General features: G+C 42.2%; 15 protein-coding genes. 8 read left to right on the forward strand and 7 right to left on the reverse strand.

Annotated elements, in window-relative coordinates; genetic code table 11:
* Window positions 1–14 precede the first annotated feature (14 nt).
* Both J5O05_RS00985 and J5O05_RS00990 read right to left on the reverse strand, forming a co-directional pair.
* On the reverse strand, window positions 15–1,556 hold the full coding sequence (locus J5O05_RS00985) for a tryptophan halogenase family protein (protein ID WP_208843211.1): 1,542 nt from the start codon (window positions 1,554–1,556) through the stop codon (window positions 15–17).
* Between the two features lie 65 nt (window positions 1,557–1,621).
* On the reverse strand, window positions 1,622–4,561 hold the full coding sequence (locus tag J5O05_RS00990; RefSeq protein WP_425281522.1) for a TonB-dependent receptor: 2,940 nt from the start codon (window positions 4,559–4,561) through the stop codon (window positions 1,622–1,624).
* Window positions 4,562–4,950: 389 nt separating this feature from the next.
* On the opposite strand from J5O05_RS00990, the gene J5O05_RS00995 reads away from it, so the two are divergent.
* Window positions 4,951–5,976 carry an energy transducer TonB gene (locus J5O05_RS00995; protein ID WP_208843213.1) on the forward strand — a complete coding sequence of 342 codons (1,026 nt, stop codon included), beginning with the start codon at window positions 4,951–4,953 and terminating at the stop codon, window positions 5,974–5,976.
* A 101-nt stretch (window positions 5,977–6,077) separates the two neighbouring features.
* Window positions 6,078–7,508 carry an alanine/glycine:cation symporter family protein gene (locus tag J5O05_RS01000; RefSeq protein ID WP_208843214.1) on the forward strand — a complete coding sequence of 477 codons (1,431 nt, stop codon included), beginning with the start codon at window positions 6,078–6,080 and terminating at the stop codon, window positions 7,506–7,508.
* Window positions 7,509–7,564: 56 nt separating this feature from the next.
* Here the strand turns inward: J5O05_RS01000 and J5O05_RS01005 are convergent, their stop codons facing one another.
* The gene (locus tag J5O05_RS01005) at window positions 7,565–8,413 is read right to left on the reverse strand and encodes a hypothetical protein (protein ID WP_208843215.1); all 849 of its coding nucleotides are present in this window, start codon (window positions 8,411–8,413) and stop codon (window positions 7,565–7,567) included.
* Window positions 8,414–8,549: 136 nt separating this feature from the next.
* Entirely contained in the window at window positions 8,550–9,005 is a 456-nt protein-coding gene (locus J5O05_RS01010; protein ID WP_208843216.1) for a hypothetical protein, read from the reverse strand.
* A gap of 191 nt (window positions 9,006–9,196) precedes the next feature.
* Here J5O05_RS01010 and J5O05_RS01015 point away from each other — a divergent pair, with 191 nt between their 5' ends.
* The 5 genes from J5O05_RS01015 (at window position 9,197) to J5O05_RS01035 (ending at window position 13,748) form a co-directional block, all read left to right on the forward strand.
* Complete coding sequence (locus J5O05_RS01015) at window positions 9,197–10,714, forward strand: calcium-binding protein (protein WP_208843217.1); 1,518 nt, start codon at window positions 9,197–9,199, stop codon at window positions 10,712–10,714.
* 176 nt (window positions 10,715–10,890) lie between these two features.
* On the forward strand, window positions 10,891–11,481 hold the full coding sequence (locus tag J5O05_RS01020) for a class I SAM-dependent methyltransferase (protein ID WP_208843218.1): 591 nt from the start codon (window positions 10,891–10,893) through the stop codon (window positions 11,479–11,481).
* A gap of 2 nt (window positions 11,482–11,483) precedes the next feature.
* Entirely contained in the window at window positions 11,484–12,569 is a 1,086-nt protein-coding gene (locus J5O05_RS01025; protein ID WP_208843219.1) for an HNH endonuclease, read from the forward strand.
* 35 nt (window positions 12,570–12,604) lie between these two features.
* Entirely contained in the window at window positions 12,605–12,967 is a 363-nt protein-coding gene (locus tag J5O05_RS01030; protein WP_208843220.1) for a hypothetical protein, read from the forward strand.
* A 19-nt stretch (window positions 12,968–12,986) separates the two neighbouring features.
* Window positions 12,987–13,748: a hypothetical protein gene (locus tag J5O05_RS01035; protein WP_208843221.1), complete on the forward strand. Its 762-nt coding sequence runs from the start codon at window positions 12,987–12,989 to the stop codon at window positions 13,746–13,748.
* Here the strand turns inward: J5O05_RS01035 and J5O05_RS01040 are convergent.
* Both J5O05_RS01040 and J5O05_RS01045 read right to left on the reverse strand, forming a co-directional pair.
* Complete coding sequence (locus J5O05_RS01040; protein WP_208843222.1) at window positions 13,745–14,698, reverse strand: GGDEF domain-containing protein; 954 nt, start codon at window positions 14,696–14,698, stop codon at window positions 13,745–13,747. The two genes, J5O05_RS01035 and J5O05_RS01040, sit on opposite strands and share 4 nt — an antisense overlap.
* Window positions 14,691–15,797: a uroporphyrinogen decarboxylase/cobalamine-independent methonine synthase family protein gene (locus J5O05_RS01045; protein ID WP_208843223.1), complete on the reverse strand. Its 1,107-nt coding sequence runs from the start codon at window positions 15,795–15,797 to the stop codon at window positions 14,691–14,693. Before J5O05_RS01045 ends, J5O05_RS01040 begins: the two co-directional genes overlap by 8 nt.
* A 290-nt stretch (window positions 15,798–16,087) precedes the next feature.
* Here J5O05_RS01045 and J5O05_RS01050 point away from each other — a divergent pair, with 290 nt between their 5' ends.
* Complete coding sequence (locus J5O05_RS01050) at window positions 16,088–16,327, forward strand: DUF2960 domain-containing protein (protein WP_208843224.1); 240 nt, start codon at window positions 16,088–16,090, stop codon at window positions 16,325–16,327.
* A 17-nt stretch (window positions 16,328–16,344) separates the two neighbouring features.
* Here the strand turns inward: J5O05_RS01050 and J5O05_RS01055 are convergent, their stop codons facing one another.
* On the reverse strand, window positions 16,345–16,788 hold the full coding sequence (locus J5O05_RS01055) for a BLUF domain-containing protein (protein ID WP_208843225.1): 444 nt from the start codon (window positions 16,786–16,788) through the stop codon (window positions 16,345–16,347).
* Between the last annotated feature and the right edge of the window lie 111 nt (window positions 16,789–16,899).

Here is a 16,899-nt window from a genome sequence, read left to right on the forward strand (position 1 = left end):
TTTTCTCGCTTATCTTAAATCTTTGGCAGGCCATGTATGGCTATTTTGTTTAGTAAACTACGGTTTGTAGGCAAATTCAAAAGTCGTTTCGCTTCATTGATTAAATTGCCGTATTCTTTTTCGGTTTGTTCCACAATCGCACGTTCTGATTGTGTTAAATGCAGTTGCTGCTCAAACCCCATGCCATGAAGGATATATTCAAAACTGGCCGAAGGAAAAAGGCTTTCAATTTGCGGTAAGTCAAAACGGCTAGGACGATGGGTTTTCCAGTGAGTTAGCCACTTTGTGAGCCTTGCCGAATGCGTATCTGGATTATGGTGATGAAGCCAATAATCACTTGTGCGCTTACTGAGCACATAATGCAATTTCAGAAAATCGACGATGTCTCGCCAGCGCCCCGTTGTGAGGTGGTTGTAGCGTGTCTCGCACAGTGCCAATTGCTCTTGGGTATGCGGGAAATGATCGACAAAAAACTTCGCAGCTTGCTCAATCATCACAAGCGCTGTGGCTTCTAAGGGTTCGACAAACCCTGCGGCCATGCCTATTGCAAGTATGTTTTTATGCCAGAATTTTTCACGGTAGCCTGGGTTAAATTGGATGAACTTTGGCTTACCGAGCGGCGATTGATTAGTGACACGTTGAATGTGGTTATGGAGCTGAGAAAGCGCTTGTTCGTCACTGCAAAATTGCGACGAATAGACAAAACCTATACCGCGTCGGTGTTGTAAGCCGATGTCCCACACCCAACCGTTTTCGTAAGCCGTCGCAACCGTGGCCGAAGCAATAGGCGAATTGGTCTCTTCATAAGGCACTTGCAACGCGATTGCTCGGTCGTTAAATAATTCGCGTTTCACAGAAATAAAGGGGATTTTGCTGTGTTTATCGATAAGCAAGCCATGTTGACCGCTGCAATCTATAAAAAAATCGCCATCAATTTGCTCACGCTCGTCGGTACTTAGTCTGGTGATAAACCCATCACTGTCTTCGTGTATATGGGTAACGTTTGCTGTAATTCGCCGTACCCCCAAAGTGGATACTGCAAACTCGGTTAAACGCTTTACGAAAAGACCCGCATCAAAATGGTATCCGTAATTATGGATAGCAGCGTATTCTGGAGTGGTAATGTCCTTAGGTGCAATATTCATCTCTATCAGACGAGCTTGTGCATTTACCGCATGTGCGAATGGTAGAGTTTCTTTTGCGCGTTGTGACCAAAACAGGCTGGTATCAATACTTGATGTTTGCCAAGGAGCGGTAAAGGGGTGGTGATAACGATGAGGAACGTCATCATTTGACCAGTTTAAAAACAATGAACCTTGTTTAAATGACGCGTTGCAGTCCGTAAACAACAAGGATTCTGGAAAACCAATACGAGCCAAAGTTTGTCGCATCGAAGGCCATGTGCCTTCTCCCACACCTATGGTTGGAATATCAGGGGATTCGATTAACGTGACTTCTATTGATTGACAGGCAAGTTCAGCACGAATAAGAGAAGCAGTAAGCCAGCCGGCCGTTCCACCACCTACAACGACAATGTGCTTGATGTCTTTTTCCATAGTAAACCGCACTAAGTTAAAAAAGGGCTAGCTATGTCACTAGCCCTTGGGGGGATAAACGCAAATTAGAAGGTATAACGTACACCAATGTTATATCTTGGCCCAGTTTGAGTTACGTTTAATACTTGTTCTTTTGAACGACCATGTGAACGGCCATATTCGTCCGTTAAGTTTAGTCCCTCGAAGAACACGGTCAATTTCTCGTTGATGTCATAGCTTACGCTCGCATCCCATTGACCATAGGCTTCTACATACGTTGGATGAGCTCCTGTGCCTTGACCTGTTGATGATAAGAATTCATCACGCCAGTTGTAGGCGATACGTGCTTGTAAACCGTCCATTTCATAGAACGCGATAAAGTTTGCAGAATCACTTAGACCTAATAACGCGAACTGCTGTTCGAGGCTAAAGTCATCATACGCAATGTCACCGTCAACGAATGTTAAGTTAGCAATTAAACCAAAGCCGTTGTCAAAAACGTGTTGTGCAGCAATTTCCCAACCTTTTAACGTCGCTTCTTTTTGGTTTACCGGAACGGTGATGTTGAATAGCGCCGCAGCATCATCGCCTTCAATACCAAAAATAGTCGAGCCTTCAGTAGAATCAGGGTAGTTCGCTAAAATGTACTCACGGATTGCATCGGTATTCAAACCAACGGCTGCAACCGCTTCTTGATAACGTGAACCTTGTGCGGGATGCGGTAGGTTAAACACGGCTTCACGTACAATGCTAGTGCCGATGAAGTTTTCAACATCTTTGTGGAAGTAGCCAATTGCCGCGTAACTCCCTTCATCGTAATACCATTCCAATGATAGGTCTAAGTTAGTTGATTCAAATGGTTTTAGGGCAGGGTTACCGCGTGCACCTGTACCACCATCAATACGAACAAGCGAATCGACCGTTAAACCACCTTGAATATCACCATAACCCGGGCGAGCAATTGTTTTGCTGTAAGAGGCACGAACAATGACGTCGTCAACCACTTCAAGGCTTGTATCGATGTTAGGTAAAACGTTGCTGTAATCGCCTTTCAATTCCGTGAAGTCTTGCGCGCCTGTGGCAACTAAATTGAATTCGTTTGCAGCTACCCAACCGATATTGCTATACGTTGGCACAAGTGCACGAGAGGTAACATCTGTTTTCTCGTAGCGTACGCCTGTGATAACGGTTAACGGCATCGCGTTGATTTCAGTCGCAATTTTCATTTGAATGTAAGCAGAGGTAGACTCTTCTTTTGTACGACGGTCTGTTGTGTAGTTAGATGATGCGCAGAATCCATTACCACAGTCACCAGCACCTTCAACCGCGTATAAGTCAGCAGCACGAGCACGAACTTTGTTAAAGTCCCACATGAAGAATTCATTGATAAGCGCCGGCGAGTTACTACCAGGGATGTCGAAGTGGTCTTTCACTGATTCCAATGGCCAGAATGAGTCATCAAAGTCACCAGCCTGACCTACGCCGCCCCATGTATCTCGTTGAACGTTTGAGAAAGCTGAGCGGTTAGATACTTCTGTTGTCGACACACCGAAATCAATACTCTCAATAATGCCATCGTCAAATACGTATTGGCCGCGGAATTGAGCTTGATCGATTTCACTGCGCATCATCGAGTTACGGAATGAACTACCTGTTACACGCATATCTTCAGGTCGAATGTTCGACACGCCATCTGGATATTGAATTTCTAATACAGGGAAGTCTTTGTCAAAATGTGCGGTAGTCACTGCACGAACCCACGTTGCAGCACTGACAACGTTGTTGCTGCCATAAGGACTGTCAGGAGACGATTCTGCCGATGAGCTGTGGTAGTCGAATTCAAGTTTTAAGTTGTCTGTTGCCTGCCACTCAAGATTAAAGCCCACAGACTTGTTTTCACTTGTCGTTGCATAGTCGCCTGCTCCCATTGAAAAGTCAGCAGGGCCGCCACTTGTGTCTTCAGAGTAAATAAGTGGCGAGGCAATTGGACCATTTGTCCATTCGCCAGTAGATGGACCAAAGTTGAACCATGCAGACAGATCATTAAATTGCGTTGCAACGTCATTCTTTGAATAAGTGTAATCAACAGTGGTAGTGACTGATACTACAGGACGATATTGAAGCGTTAATTGACCATTAGTACGCGTTCTTTGTACTTCATGGAGGGCATAACCTAGGCTTTGTGGAACAGAATAGATTGAATCCTCTGTTGGGCGGTTGATATGGCCAGAATCTGGACCATCAGGAATTCCACCCCAATCTGCCGTGCCTGCGCCCCAATCTTGGTCCACTGAACCTGGGAAGCTACGCCAACCAGTGCCTACGTTTGCTTGTTGGTTGCCACTTTTTCTTTTTTGATAGCTACCTGACAACGCAATACCGAAGGTGTCATCAGCAAAGGTGTTGCTGTACAGTCCAGAAAGTTCAGGAGTAATACCGTCATTTTTCTCTGATGAGGTATCCATGACTGCTTTCGCGCCAATCGTTGCTTTCAATCCTGGCGCATTCAATGGGCGAGTGGTCATGATGTTAATCGTCGAACCCATACCGCCCGTAGGTACGCTTGCACGACCTGTTTTATAGATCTCAACCGCCGCAATGCCTTCAGATGCAAGATTTGCGAAGTCAAATGAACGAGAAGAAGAGGCGGTTGTCGCTTCAAGCGATGAAGCGGGCATTTGACGACCGTTGAGCGTAACTAAGTTAAAGTCTGGGCCAAAACCACGCACGGTAACTCGGCTACCTTCGCCGTTTGTACGATCGATAGAAACCCCGGAAATACGCTGTAGCGATTCAGCAAGGTTTGTGTCTGGGAATTTACCTATGTCTTCAGAAGAAATCGAATCTACAACACCGTTGGCATTTCGTTTCAAATCCATTGATTTAATTAAACTGCCTTTGATGCCTTTTACTTCAATCACTTCCATCGCTTCTTCATCCGCAGCATAAGCAACGGTTGTCAGCGTTCCGAGGACTAGCGATAGAGCAGTCGCTAGTTGGGTTCTTTGCAAGCGTTTGGTTGTCATCATTGTTCTCATCTTGTGTATTATTATTACTGTAAGCGCTTACATTTTTAAAATCAAATGTAAGCGCTTTCATTAGGGTAGGCGATTAGAATTTAATCGTCAATTAAGAATTCAAATTTATTACAAATTTGTGATGGTGATATTTGTATCTAATTGATTTATAAATAGATGAAGTGTGGAGGGATTCGTGTTTTTTCATCCTTTTTTATTTGTTTATTGTTAACAAGTTAGACTTCATTGGCAGGGTAATGCATACGTATGCATGACCTTCGACGTCGGCACATTCATGATAGGCGTTTACATAATTTTACTAAAAATGCATCGATGTGAGCTTAAAAGACAGGTAAATGCTTTAGAATCTCGCTGGCATAAAAAGAGGGAATATTTCGATGATAATCAATTCATTAAAAAGGATTGTGCCATTATTTGGTCTTGTTGCAACGTCATGTGTTGTCGCACAACCAGCAACGCTAATCAAAAATAACAACCCAAAATTTGTTGAGACGTCACAAACCAATCGTTTAGAAGGTTTCGCATTGATGTCCTACATCGTCGATACCGATGGAAAGGTTAAGGACATTGACTACCTTCTTACCTCCGACGTAAAGCCTTTTGAAGAAAAAGCGGCCACACAATTACAGAATTTTGTTTATTCGCCCGCGATCCAAAACGAGGAGGTCGTTTCCTCAAGCCGTGTCTATTTAGTCTCTGAAAACATCGGTTTTGTGGGGTATAGCAATGACTCTGTGAGTTCAGGGTTCTATCGTCGTTTTGCTAATATTTATAAAAATCTTCAAAACACTCAATTTGACCTCGAAACAAAATTAACCAGCTTGTATGAAGCGAATACCAAAAACACCGCAGAGCAAGCCCTTTACTATTTCCTAGAAATGAATGTCGCTCAAACAAAAAATGAGCTGAGTCGTTATGAAGAAGCACTTTTTAGAACGTATACCTTAAAGCGTTTTTTACCTCAGGAATTTCAATTCCCTGTAAGCCAAGCTTACATTCAGCAATACATGCGCGCTGGGGACTATCTTGGGGCACTTCGTGTATTGCGTGAGACGAAAAAGAATCGCAAGCTCAACATAAAGCAAGACGTAGTTGAAAAGGCGTATGCAGACATCCTAACGCAGCTCGAAAATCAACCTACGACCAGCAGACCTTATGAGTTTAGTCGAATTTCGACTCGCCTAATTGGACTTGCAAAACGCGACGTGGCGTTTGAAGTAAACGCAGGAACAATTGAAAAAGCGCAATTGCGCTGTGACTATCGCGTTGAGTCTGTTGAGGCGAATAAATCTATTCATATCAATGATAAAGATGGTGTTTGCCAGTTACTAGTTAAATCAGATGGTTCGGCACGTATTACTATTAAAGAATCGGGACAAACGGCTCCGCTTTTTGAAATCTAGTTATACGGCGTCATCCAGTTAAGTCATCGTATCTAAATCGCCTATTGTTATCTTGCCCTGCATTCGTTAGGCTGGTTACAAAATAACAATAGGCTGTCACCGTGGAATTCGTTCAATTCATTAATCAAATCCTTTGGGGTAAAGGCCAAATACTCATTTTTTTACTCATTGGCGCAGGGATTTGGTTTTCAATTTCGTTTCGATTTATTCAGCTCACGCATTTTCGTCATATGCTGCATTTACTAAGAACGAGTTTAAAAAGTGATGCAGGGCAAATAAGCTCATTTCAGGCGTTGTGTACCGGACTTTCGGCGCGCGTTGGTACTGGAAATCTGGCTGGGGTTGCGGTTGCCGTTTCGCTTGGCGGTCCAGGCGCGGTCTTCTGGATGTGGGTGATTGCACTTCTTGGAATGGCAACAGGCTTCGCGGAAAGCGTTCTCGGACAAATCTATAAAGTGCGTGACAGCAATGGTGAATTTCGAGGTGGGCCAGCCTATTACATTCGTCTTGGTTTAAAAAAGCCATGGCTTGCTATCGCATTTTCAATCTGTTTGTTTATGGGCTATGGCTCAAGTTTCAGTGCAATGCAGGCGAACACCATCAGCGATGCATTACAGCATGCGTTTAATGTACCACCTATGCTCACCGGATTAATTATTGCGAGTGTGGCTGGCGTGATTATTCTGGGCGGCATGAAACGTATTGCTCAGTTTGCGGAACTTATTGTGCCGGTGATGGGCGTGCTTTTTGTTGGTACAGCCTTGGTCATAGCATTACTTAATATCACCATGTTAGGTGAAATGGTCTCAACCATTGTGTTAAATGCGTTTGGACTAGGGGAGGCGGGAGCAGGTGCATTTGGAGCGGCAATAAAAAATGGTGTACAGCGTGGGTTGTACTCTAATGAGGCGGGTGCAGGCAGTGTACCTCACGCTGCAGCCGTAGCAACGCCAAGCCCCAACCATCCTGTTACTCAAGGTTACTTGCAAATGTTTGGTGTGTTTTTTGATACCATTGTGCTTTGTAGTTGTACCGCCGTCATTATTTTACTGTCAGGCGTTACCTATGGCGGTGAAATGGAAGGGATCCGCCTTACACAAGATGCAATGAGTGTGCATTTAGGTGATTGGGGGACTAGTTTTGTCGCGTTGATCCTCTTCCTATTTGCGTTTAGTTCTGTGGTGGCAAATTATGCCTACGCTGAAAGCAATCTGCACTTCTTTAAATTGGACAATAAAATAGGCCGTAACATGTATACCGCAATCTATTTGGCGATGGTGGTGTGGGGGGCTAATGCAACGCTGAAGGAAGTGTGGAGTCTTGCTGATATGGCGCTCGGACTCATGACGCTCGTAAATGTTTATGCGATTTTCTTACTGACTCCGACTATCAAAGCCGCGTTAAACGATTATTGGACACAGCATGGACAAGCTAAAACACCTGATTTTACCAATACCGATGTAGATGTTCAGGGCATTTTGGCCAGAGACGTGTGGGCAGAACAAAAACAAGTTCAAGCGTCTCAGTCTTAATTGGCGCTTTGCCTGCGCGGTGTTTGGTCGGTTAATGTTGTAAGGGTATTAGAATGTCACGACTTAGCTTGACCAAGCGCTTGTTGCCAATAAGCGCGAGCTTTTGTTCTGTCCTTTTCAGGCAAATGGCTGAGTATTTTATTTATGTAGGATTCGTTGATACTCAACGCACGAATGGCATCGTTCAACAATTGGATTTGCGGTTTCACTTGTTCGGTCTTTGAGCAAGCAAAATAAACGAGCTGAAATGGCTCTGTTTCTTGATATTCCAAAACATAAAACTTGTCTTTAAGTTCTTCATTTATTTTGTCGTATTCAATTAGCACATCAATAAAACCATGGTGAAGCATGGGTTTGAGTGGCGCAAGCGAATCGGCGGTACTCGTTCGTACATAAATTGAATGGCTGTGTTCAAGTTGTTTCAGGAGAGCGTCTGTCGTATCGCCGTAGCTGCGGCCTGATTCAATACCAAGGACTGGTGCGGTATCTTGCACAAGCAAGTTAAATAACGAAACAGGTTCCTTGTCTTGCTTAGACGCGAGCGCTTTTCCCCAAGCGGATTCCTTTGATAAAACAAGTTTTAAACTTGATTCCATCATATAAGGTAAGGTGTAAGCGTAAAGCTTTTCACGAGCTTTATTTTTAAGCATCCAAGGCGAGCAGGCAGAAGGGTGCCTTTCTAAAGTTTGTCGTGCTCGATTTCGAGGCATGATTGAAACATCAAATTGTCCTTTAAATTCACTGAGTACTTGTCTTGCGACTTGAGATTGAAAGGAATTTTGATTTTCGGTGTTGAGCCAAGATTCTGCGTCAATGATCACCAGTGGTGCCTCAGCGTTCACCTTTAACGAACAAAAAGATGCAAGTATCACACTGAGCAGACATAGGGGAAATATTGAACGCATAGCTAACCTTTAGACTTAATTTGCTATTATTAATAAAGCACATTTTCAGCCTAAAGTTTAGCTAGTTTTAAGAAAATTCAACGCATTAAACGTTGTTTTGAACGAAAATAGATTATGTTAATCCCAATCGGTTTCGTTAGTAGTGGTAAACCACTTGGATATTGCCATCAAATCGCTTTTCGTCATTTCTGGACTCTTTACCGTAACCACCTTCGAATCGCAATGCCCAGCCATTAGCTACCGTGTTCGAAAATTTATACTCATAAGACAGACCAACCCCGTTCGTTGTTTCGTCATCAAATAACGAAATACAGATAGAATTAATCAAGCAATTGTCATTTACTCGGCGTGCACCCACAGCACCCACAAATACCCCCATCGCATGTTGACCTTGCAGCCATTCTGCTCCAACGCTCACGCCGTCATCTAAGCCTAATTTGTAGTTTGCGTAGTAACGCACATCATCACTCGTAGTGGAAATGGTAGGTACTACGAAAAATGGGTAGCCAGTAGCGGTAGACCAATTGATGTCGTTAGCAAAGGCATTGGATGCAAGTAAAGAAAGGGTGAAAAATGCCACATGTTTTTTCATTGTAATTTCATTCCTGAGTAGTTTCAGAAAAGTGTACCGTATTTGGGTTTTAAAATTGTTTAAAAGTGTAGCAAAACGTGTATTTATCGATGCCCAAAATAGGTCATCCATTATTTTTGCAAAATTTCCAGTTAACTTTTAGGTGAACAAAGCGAAGGAACATTCGCACAAAACACTTTCTAGGAAAACAAATGAAGCTCACATATAAATTGACCTCATTGGCAATCGCGCTTGCACTTTCTAACCACGCTTATGCCGCGTGTACAGGGCTTGCAAATGGCGCAAGTGCTAAAACTACAACACATTCATCACTCGGTACAATCTTGAATATCACGGGTACTTCAAGCGATGAAACATTCAAATTGACTGTATCAGGCGATGTATTGACTGTAACTCGCACAGTGAGTGGTACAAGTAGCTGTGCCACCTTTACCTATAGTGACCTTGATGTGGTGCTAGCAAAGCTTGGCGCGGGCAACGATAGCTATGATGCAAGCGTGGTCGCACTACCACAAACCGTAGATGGTGATACTGGTAACGACACTATCACTACGGGAAATAAAGACGACTTTATTACGGGTGGTTTTGGCAACGATAAGATTTTCGGAAAAGGGGGTAACGACGTTATCCAAGGTAACGACGGCGATGATGAGCTAGACGGAGGCTACGGCAATGACACTATTTCAGGAGGTACCGGTCATGACTATCTATATGGCGCTCAAAATGATGACAATTTGTCTGGCAATGAGGGCGGAGATCTCATTATGGGCGGCCAAGGTAAAGATGTGTTGTATGGCGATGATGGTAATGACTATCTGGGTGGCGGCTGTGCTTTAAAAAATGGTAACGGTTCACAAATATTTACAGTAGGCGGGTGTTCTAGCAGCAGCGATGGTGATGACATCATTCATGGCGGCAATGGTGATGATGTTCTCAGCGGTGATAAGGGTGACGATAAGCTTTACGGTGACGCGGGTGATGATTACTTAACCGGCAATGATGGATATGAAGACCGCTTATACGGTGGCGATGGCAAAGATTTACTCGTTGAAGTTGGAGAAAACAACCCGAACAGCAACAAATGGCACAAAGCATGGGGTAACGATGGAGACGACCTTATTGTGTCTGAAGACACGAATTCTTACCTAAGCGGTGGTGACAACAACGACGCTATTATTGCGGTCAGTTCTAATTATGAAGCGGAAATGTACGGTGGCGACGCCGGAGATTACTTATGGTCTGGCGATGCGTTTCCTGTTGGAAGCTGCGGTAGTGGCGATGACAAAGGTATGGTGTTTTTAAACAATTGTGAGGGAACAACTTGGGTTTCCGACTACCAAGGCATGCTCACTAAATTGATTAAACGCGATAACTTTTCAAACCCATACTACGAAGCGGCAAACCGAGTCGTCACCATGGAAGGTAGTGTAACAGGCTTCCCGAATGGCTGGCGTACTTATGGTGGAAACCAACGCCCTTACGCGTTGTACGATATCGTTTCAGGTTACAGTTTTGATAAGTGGAAAGAAAACCAGAACCTAACTCCGTATTACTATTATGAATGGAAAGTCAGCTACGACGTTGGTAGTGGAATTACAGGTGAATACACTTACTGCATGGAAGGCACCGATGTTTGGAAATGTCGCCATTACATCACACGTGAAGAAATGTGTTACGACAAAACAGGTAGCACGATTGAGTGTGATTGATTTCTAGCTTAAATCATCTAAAAGGTCAGGTTGGTTTCCTTAACCCGACCTTTTAATCCCATGTGGTCGCATTTCAATTTCCGCCTGTCTTTAAATCGTTGTAATTTATTGCTGTAGTTCATTAATTTTGTTTAACTTGTCATTGTTGTAAAGGAATGGACATTTAAACTCGGTATATGAACTCGACTATCGATTACTATCAAAACAAAGCCCAAGAATACGCCGCTGAAACGCAAAATCTCAGTATGCATGAAGCATATAAAAAATTTTTTCGATATGTTTGTGCAGATGGAAAGCTTCTAGACATCGGTTGTGGTAGCGGAAGAGATAGCGTGTATTTTATTAAGCAGGGTTATGAGGTTGTCGCTACTGAACCTACACCAGCATTGTGTGATATTGCTAGCGCTAATACGGGCTTAAACGTGCTAAATACCACATTCCAAACGTTAAATTTTAACGATGAGTTTGATGGAATATGGTGTTGTGCCAGTTTGTTGCACGTGCCAAGAGTCGAGTTGCCCCCTGTTATCAATAATCTTGTTCAATCACTTAAACAAAACGGCGTTTTGTACATATCGGTGAAAAAAGGCAATGGTGAACAAGATATTGCGGGGCGTCATTTTACGTTTTTTACAGAGCACAATTTAGTCGACGCAGTGTTAAGACATTCCAATATGTCCTTAGTCGACACTTGGCAAAATAGCGATTATCGGTCGGGAGAAAGTAATACTTGTTGGCTGAACTTTATTTTTCTCAAGGATAATTGAGAATGACAGTCCAAAATTTAAGTGCGGAACTGCAACTCCAATTTATTGGTTATATTCAAAGACTCGTTGTCGAGGGCGATTTTTCGGCAACATACAAATTTGCTTTGCTTAACGCTCTTGCGGACATTTGTATCGAAACACCACAAAACGGTTTCTCTAGCAAACTTGAGATCCCATTTAATCGGATCATTGAAAAAATGATCCAACTTTATTGGGATCAGGCAAGCCCGTTCAATACAAGTAATTCAGAAACCCCAAACATTCTTTATCAAAACAGTGCGAGCCAAGTAAAAATTATCACAACGATCAATAAACTCAAGGCAAACGGAACACATAGTTTTAGTTTATTTTTACGTGCACCAGTTCGTATCGAAACCATAAAATCACTACTCGACTCGATAAAAACTGGACCAATTGAACGTTTGCAAACGCTTTCAGGACAGTGTGATGCTTTTTTGTATCCAATCCAATTTAAGAGTTCGGCATCGCAAAGTTACTCGATAGTACTTAACGAAGGAATTGCTGATTGCTTTAGGAAGTTCTACGACTTAGTGATCCATATTGCTCGCAATGCGTGGACGAAAAAAGTGGTATCGATCAATAAAAAGAAAGGAATTTTAAATAACAATCCGAGTGTTGAGGCGTTTTTATTTTCAAATGATAGAATGAACTTGTCTTCAATCTTACCTATCCTTACAGATATACAATCAAATAAATGTTTCTACTGCCAAAAAACTATCTCTTCTTCAGATGAGTCAAACGTTGATCATTTCATTCCGTTTTCTCGCTATTCCAATGACACCGCACATAATTTTGTAATGGCTCATGCAAGATGTAACAATTCAAAAAGCGATTACTTGGCCGCGTTTGTGCACAGAGATAGATGGTTACAACAAAATTTAGACACCTATCGACGAGTGATTGATGAAGAACTTAAGCTGCATGTACACAGCGATCCCGATCTTACCTTAGCAATCAGTAATTGGGCCTATTCTCAGGCAAGTGATATAAATGCCAAATTGTGGATTGCGAAAAACGAATATCAAACCATAAAGGTGAACCCGTATTTGGATATGGTCGCTGAATAAAATTGAATCATAGTTAAAGGCGCTAAGGATAAGCGATGATAAATAATGTACAAGGAGTCGCTCGACCTCGAACCCTATTGATTCTGATTAGTGTCGTTGCGCTATTTCTATATCTGTCAGAAAGTAATTATTTGCGTTCGATTAAACTTAGCCAAATTATCGACCATTGCTTGGAATGGCTTTCTTTTAAGGATGATAAGCCCCAGATAATTGATAACCAAGTCGAAAAGCAAACCGTAATTCAACGTTTTGAACGCTCAACAAATCAATATGCAAGCCGAGTTTATGAATACCATGAAGAATTTATATGCGATGCGCCATCATTGGGTTCTGTAACACTTCAAAAAACAAAAGGGATCTACTCGTGGGTAGATGAAAAGGGGGGTCAAAAATTTTAGCGATCAAAAGCCAAAGGCGATGGCTCAAGAACACGTCTTTGTATCGAAAGACGCCTTAGATTTTTTTGACTTAACGGTTAGTGTACCAAGTAGCAAAGTTGACCTTAAAAACCAAATAGAGTCTAAACTCTATGCTGTATTTAGAGCCTACAGTGAGCTGCTTGGTATACAAAATGTTAAACGAGTGAAGCTAGAAATTGTTATCTTACCAAGCAAAAAAGAATACGATAGAGCAAGAGGTCCATTTAAAGTTAGTTCTAACACTCGAGGTTTTTACACGCATAAATTTAAAAAGGCGTTTGTGCTTTATCGAGGCGACAAATCGACTATCCAAAATGCGGTTCACGAAGCCGTACACGCTATCAATCATTCACTACTTGGCAAAACAAATCGTTGGTTAAATGAAGGTTTAGCTGAATACTTTGAAAAGCTCGAAACGACAATGCATTACGCCGAGGCAGGAGCAAACAGCGATTGGACTAAACGAGGCTACTTGACAGGAAAAACCTTAATGCCAGCATCGACAATAGGACACAGCAACATTTGGAAAGAACATGAAGTACCCTTGATGTACAGTTCTAGCTGGGCTTACGTACACTTTTTGATGATGAGCGATCATTCCAGAATGGCGTTTGGCGAGTTGTTAAAACGGGAAAGTCAGGATAAATGTAATCTGTTAACTCTTTCAGAGGTTAATGAGGTACTGAAATATCAACAACAATCGACCGAGGATAACTTTTATATTTTCACAAAATCTAAAATAAGAAAGCATCGAATTTAAAAGGGTTTATGCACACACACTCGGTTTCGACCAGAATGTTTAGCTTCATACAGTCCTTTGTCCGCACGAATGATGAGTGAATCAACGGTGTCAGATTCAGAAAATTCGGCGATGCCAAAACTGGCAGTGACATTACTTGAAAACGTAAACAGCATTTGTGAAACACTGGCGCGGATCTGTTCAGCTATTTTTGAGGCCTCTTCAAGCGATTTTTTGGGGCAGATAATCAAGAACTCTTCGCCTCCCCAACGTCCTATAATGTCGCTACTTTTACATGTTTGCATGAGCGTTTTAGCGGTCTTCATGAGCACTTCATCACCAGCGAGGTGTCCATATTGGTCATTGATGTTTTTAAACCAATCCATGTCCATTAAAATTATTGAAAACTCGACGGGCGTTGCGATTAGTTCGTAAAGTGATTCATTCAGTTTTCTTCGGTTATACAACCCCGTAAGCTCATCAGTAACTGAACGCTGTTGTAACTGAAGTGACTTGTGTCTTTCCTCGGTAATGTCTTGGATAAGCCCAACGGTGACGTGCGGTTGGCCGATGGTGTTGTTGAATGTTTCACATACATATTTTAAATAGCTGCATTGTCCATTGGCTTTAAAAAAACAGTGTTCAAACGCCCGCTTTTTACCTGCCAAAATGATTTGCTCCATCAAAATGGTATGCATGTTGTTGCTACCTGTAGGGTCGAGCAGATTGACGAATTGCTCCCATGTTAAAGTGTTGGATTTTATGCCAAGGGCTAATAATTCGATGAGTTCATCTGAGAGTTCAACGTCGTAACTTAAGTGGTTTAATTTCCAAACTCCCACATTTGCCAGTTTTTGAATTTTTTTAAGGGTGTGACGCTCAAATTCCAGTTCATTAATACGTTGAGACAGTTGATGGTGTATCAAGTCAGTTTGCAAAGTGGAGTAAAAGCGGTTTATGGACTTACTCATTGGAGGCCACAACGTTGTTTAGCGGAAACAGGATCTCGCTGGCTAATCGAGTACCTTCTAAACGTGCTTTTATCTTTGCGTAGGCAATGTCCCTTGCCGTTGATACGTCATCGGCAAACGGAGAAAAACCACAGTCATCGGTTGAACCAAGTTGGTCTAACGGAATGTATTTAGCGGCAAGCAAGAGAAGATCTCTTATCTCCTCAGGGCTTTCTACTTCTTTGGAAATGGGATTGATCACCCCAACAAAGACTTTTTGATAGGGTTTAATAATGGTGCCGAGAAGTTGCAGTGTTTTCTCTTTGTCTTTTTCTCCTTTGAGTGCAACGTAAAAATTGCCGGCTTGAATTTCAAACAAAGTAGGCAGCAGGTATTTGTATTCAATATCTGCGCTGTGAGTTGCATCTATGTCTGCACCAGGGCACGTATGGATACCGATTTTTTGCCGCTCTTCTACATTAAAATGGGCTAAACACTTGTTAATTAAACTGACAAACGAGCGCAGTAAATTGCCGGAAGGATCAAATTTTAAAGACAACCGTGCTTCGGTGAAGTCTATTTGCACTTTGTATGCGCCAAGTTCGAGACAGCGGCGGACCTCGCCAACATGTTGCTCAATCAAATCATTAACAAATTGATGATGGTTATAGCCTTCAATGCCCGCTGGTGGATAGACAAGGCTCAACATCGAAGGCGAAATGACGGCTTGCTTTACGGGTAATGTCGTTTTTGAAACGGCAAACGCGAGAAATTCATCCGCAGTATGCTCATATTTGAATGGTGGTTTTTTTAAATGTGGGGCAAATAGACGTTTATGGCCATCCGAAAAGTCAACGAGCAAACCGTGTTGGTGATATGCACAGGAGTTATGCAAACAATAGTGAGCAAAACCATCGAACTTTCGCTGTTCTCCGTCAGAAATTACCGGACACCCTAAACTCGCTAATTCGTTGATGACGATTTCAGTTTCTTTCTGTGCAAGCAGATTGAGCTGTTCGTAATCAATTAGACCGCTTTTAAACGTCTGATAGGCTTCGATTAAAACTCGATTTCTAGGAATTGAACCTATTTGTTCTGATGGAAGTAGCATCTGCGTCATGCAATCACCCTTGAGTAAGTTCAAGTTGCTACTAGGTTTGTGCACCTAGACTATCTACAATAAATTTAGACTAAATAATTCGTTTTTGCGTTGAATTATTTAGATGTTTTTATCTGTTAAGGATGAGCCTGTGAGGGAGCGGTTGGTTGTTGGTATTTTGCCTTCCAATGATGTTCAATGCGCGCATAATTGTTCTTTCGCTGCGAAGAGGAGCTAATATTGGGCTGGAAGTTAGGTGAAATTGCGAGTAATTTCTTCTATAATCCGCGCCTACTTTATAGGGAGTCCTCATGGCCAAACGTATTCGTTACACTTACAAAAAGCAACAGCGCGAAATTAACTTTGCACAAGATAAATATCACGACATGTTCGAAGCCATTGCGGCGGCTGAATGTGTAGATATAGGTGACTATGTAAAAATGGAACAAGCCGTTGCGATGACCTCAAAACGTAAGGCTGCAGTACGTAACTTTAGAGACGAATATTTTGCGAAGCTTGGCTTTAGCAACATACAGTTTATCAAAGAGTAATATTTGATTTGGTTGTGTTAAGCGACAGAATTTTGGTTGTTTACACACGCTTCAATCTGTTCATCAAACAAAATTTGATGCCGTGCGAATGCCGTTAATAATTTAAAGCTTAATGGTTTTTTCTTGAGTTTATCCATTTCGTCAAAATTGGCCATATTTTGGTTGCCATCACAGGAAATATAACCCATCGACCAATTCGAGAAATGCCGCTTATTAATCGGGTTATGAATGAGCGGCTCGATGGCGAAGTGGCGCTTATCCTTCTTTATTTTGTTAAAAAGCGCCAATATTTTTGGCTCTTCCCCCTCTAATACCTGCATGAAGTGTTGTCCATCAAACAGCAGCATGCCCGTGATTTTTTCCAATTGATTTCGAGAGGACGACTCATGGCGTAAAACCTCGAGATCTGCCCATGTATAGCTTTCTGAAGCGGTACTCACATAAATAAATTCAATCAGCATTTGGTATTAGCGCATGGAAGTAGACTAATAGAAAAAGAATAGACAAAGTTTGGTTGTTGTAAATTGAGTGACAAAAATAATTTTAGCAATTTGTAAATGAAAGCAATTTTA

Source organism: Pseudoalteromonas xiamenensis (assembly GCF_017638925.1).
Classification (GTDB): domain Bacteria; phylum Pseudomonadota; class Gammaproteobacteria; order Enterobacterales; family Alteromonadaceae; genus Pseudoalteromonas; species Pseudoalteromonas xiamenensis.

Coding starts and splice junctions, on each gene's coding strand:
- J5O05_RS00985 (WP_208843211.1), bottom strand. CDS start 1,556: ATGGAAAAAGACATCAAGCACATTGTCGTTGTAGGTGGTGGAACGGCC.
- J5O05_RS00990 (WP_425281522.1), bottom strand. CDS start 4,561: ATGACAACCAAACGCTTGCAAAGAACCCAACTAGCGACTGCTCTATCG.
- J5O05_RS00995 (WP_208843213.1), top strand. CDS start 4,951: ATGATAATCAATTCATTAAAAAGGATTGTGCCATTATTTGGTCTTGTT.
- J5O05_RS01005 (WP_208843215.1), bottom strand. CDS start 8,413: ATGCGTTCAATATTTCCCCTATGTCTGCTCAGTGTGATACTTGCATCT.
- J5O05_RS01010 (WP_208843216.1), bottom strand. CDS start 9,005: ATGAAAAAACATGTGGCATTTTTCACCCTTTCTTTACTTGCATCCAAT.
- J5O05_RS01015 (WP_208843217.1), top strand. CDS start 9,197: ATGAAGCTCACATATAAATTGACCTCATTGGCAATCGCGCTTGCACTT.
- J5O05_RS01020 (WP_208843218.1), top strand. CDS start 10,891: ATGAACTCGACTATCGATTACTATCAAAACAAAGCCCAAGAATACGCC.
- J5O05_RS01025 (WP_208843219.1), top strand. CDS start 11,484: ATGACAGTCCAAAATTTAAGTGCGGAACTGCAACTCCAATTTATTGGT.
- J5O05_RS01030 (WP_208843220.1), top strand. CDS start 12,605: ATGATAAATAATGTACAAGGAGTCGCTCGACCTCGAACCCTATTGATT.
- J5O05_RS01035 (WP_208843221.1), top strand. CDS start 12,987: ATGGCTCAAGAACACGTCTTTGTATCGAAAGACGCCTTAGATTTTTTT.
- J5O05_RS01040 (WP_208843222.1), bottom strand. CDS start 14,698: ATGAGTAAGTCCATAAACCGCTTTTACTCCACTTTGCAAACTGACTTG.
- J5O05_RS01045 (WP_208843223.1), bottom strand. CDS start 15,797: ATGACGCAGATGCTACTTCCATCAGAACAAATAGGTTCAATTCCTAGA.
- J5O05_RS01050 (WP_208843224.1), top strand. CDS start 16,088: ATGGCCAAACGTATTCGTTACACTTACAAAAAGCAACAGCGCGAAATT.
- J5O05_RS01055 (WP_208843225.1), bottom strand. CDS start 16,788: ATGCTGATTGAATTTATTTATGTGAGTACCGCTTCAGAAAGCTATACA.